At 36.7% G+C, this 2,153-nt stretch carries 2 protein-coding genes; one reads left to right on the forward strand and one right to left on the reverse strand.

Annotated features, from left to right (window positions below):
- The coding region (locus KKA81_15910) for a hypothetical protein (GenBank protein MBU2652414.1) at positions 1-900 on the forward strand (900 nt) is incomplete at its 5' end.
- 336 nt (positions 901-1,236) lie between these two features.
- Here KKA81_15910 and KKA81_15915 read toward each other — a convergent pair.
- Positions 1,237-1,830 carry a hypothetical protein gene (locus KKA81_15915; protein MBU2652415.1) on the reverse strand — a complete coding sequence of 198 codons (594 nt, stop codon included), beginning with the start codon at positions 1,828-1,830 and terminating at the stop codon, positions 1,237-1,239.
- Positions 1,831-2,153: the final 323 nt, after the last annotated feature.

Raw genomic sequence — 2,153 nt, forward strand, 5'->3', positions numbered from 1 at the left:
AAAGGCCGGTTTCAGTGGGACATGGGGAAAAACAGTTTGGAAGTAATAAATGTTTACATTGAATATATGGGGTTCAAGAGCGTAAGCGTTATCCTGGGTGACCGCAATTTCTCATTTTCCCGGGAGCTTCTTACCCCTGCAGAGGAAAGACTGACTGTCGAGCGTACCTTTGTTGGCGATCATAACTATGGAACTCCAGATAAACAGACAGGGATTCATTTAAATGGAAATTTCAAGGAGAAAATGTTCGGCTGGGGATTTTCGGTTGCCAAAGGAGCAGTTGATCCGGATAATAAAAAACTGGATTTTGAACCTGTTATTCAGGTTGATGCGGGAGAAGACTGGAGCGAGGGTAATATGGTCGGAGCTAGGTTCGATTTTTTTCCCGCAGGATATTTCAAGTTTTCCCAGGGTGATTTTGAAGGTGAACCAAAGATCGCTTTGGGTGTCGGGGCTTTTATATGGAAAAATGATGAAGACAATCTGGACCCGGCAAGAACAAAAAATGACGTTGATGAAGTTCATGGGTTTGAAATTAGCGGGGCGTTCAGAGGAAAAGGATTTTCTATCGACTGTCAATACAATAGTTTCAGCTCTGAGCTGGTCGATGCAGGAATTACATCCGGTTTATATAAAAACAGTGAAACCATACTGGAGAACTTTGCCGTGGAGGGAGGGTATTTGATTAAACCCTTGATGGTGGAAGTTGTAACGGCATATGAAATTCAGAATGCCGACAATTATGATAAATATTGGACACGGTTTTCAGGAGGAGTTAACTATTACATAGAAAAACATGACATCAAGCTTCAGGCAACCTATCGAATCGGAGAAAATAAAGACGGGGCCGACGGGAACGATGTCGATGAACTGTTTGTCCAGGCGCAATATTTATTTTGATGATGGTCGATGATTCAAACAGCTGTGCATTCTCATTTCATCGTATTTCATTATTTCCCCTCTGGAAGTGGGGATATGAATTTTTTAAACCATTCGGTCCTAAAGATTTATTTTGCAAAAGTTGATCTTTTGCCTGACAGTTTTTGAGCAAAGATTTTGATCTTTTCCTACAGATCGGATACAGATCTGCATCTTTTCGGATACGAAACCAAGTACTAAATTTCAAACGCAGATTTTTTGACGAGATCCTTCCCGGTAATCTGATAAGGAAATTACATAAAAATTTAAAGTATAAAATACAGATCATACCATCATGTTATAAATTTTTTATCAGTTTTAATCTTTAGGATTATCATTCAAACATTTTATGTAATTTTGAAATTTTTTATCCTCCATACATTGTCTTATTGCTCTGTGAATTGCATATGCCGATGCTTTTGAGAGAAGAAAACTATCCTCGGACCCGGTAAAAGTTTTATTATAATTAATTTCAGGAATTGTTATTTTTAGGCCAACTCTCACATTTTTTCTTTCAAACCCATGCTGTGACATTTTAACAAAGGAAACATGGATTTCTTTGTTGGATTTGTTATCAACTTCAATACCACTTTCTTTTAGTCTATCAGCAAAATAAGTGTTCACCCGTTCAATAAAAATTTTTGGAACAATATATACCTCGCTCACTAATATTGAATCTGTTTTTTTATAACTGTAATGTTCACTGCTTGTTTCCTTATTTAGTATCATGACTTTTACAGGGCTAATACACTCTGTTCCAGTCACTAAATCGACAGGTTTTTCTCCAAAGGCTTCGTTCATTTCTGGAATAGTTAAGTCACGAACCATTCCTGGTGTATGGTTAAAAGCACATGATGATAACAGAATAATGAAAGGCAGAAATATTATGAAATGGACAACTGTTCTAAGCATTTATAGCTCCTTTCATTAGAAATATGACGTTTATAGGCAAGAGAACCCCTCCTAACTGAAAATTTTTATCCCGGCAATATACAGATGACATATTGAGATGTCAATTATAACTCAAAATGATGAGGTACAAAATTCATATGATAAAAGCTCAAAGTTCAAGTTTACTATTCTTTCTACCCCTATTTTAATGATTAGTTACCAGGTTTGGCTCCACCCTCTAAGAGAAAGTTTGACTGCAAGGAAATCACATAGATTTTTTGATTAGCTTTTTGGGGGAATATACATTGTCCCGATTACAGTGTTTGTGAACCTACCATGTTATA

This window comes from Bacteroidota bacterium, from assembly GCA_018831055.1.
In the GTDB taxonomy this organism is placed as follows: domain Bacteria; phylum Bacteroidota; class Bacteroidia; order Bacteroidales; family B18-G4; genus M55B132.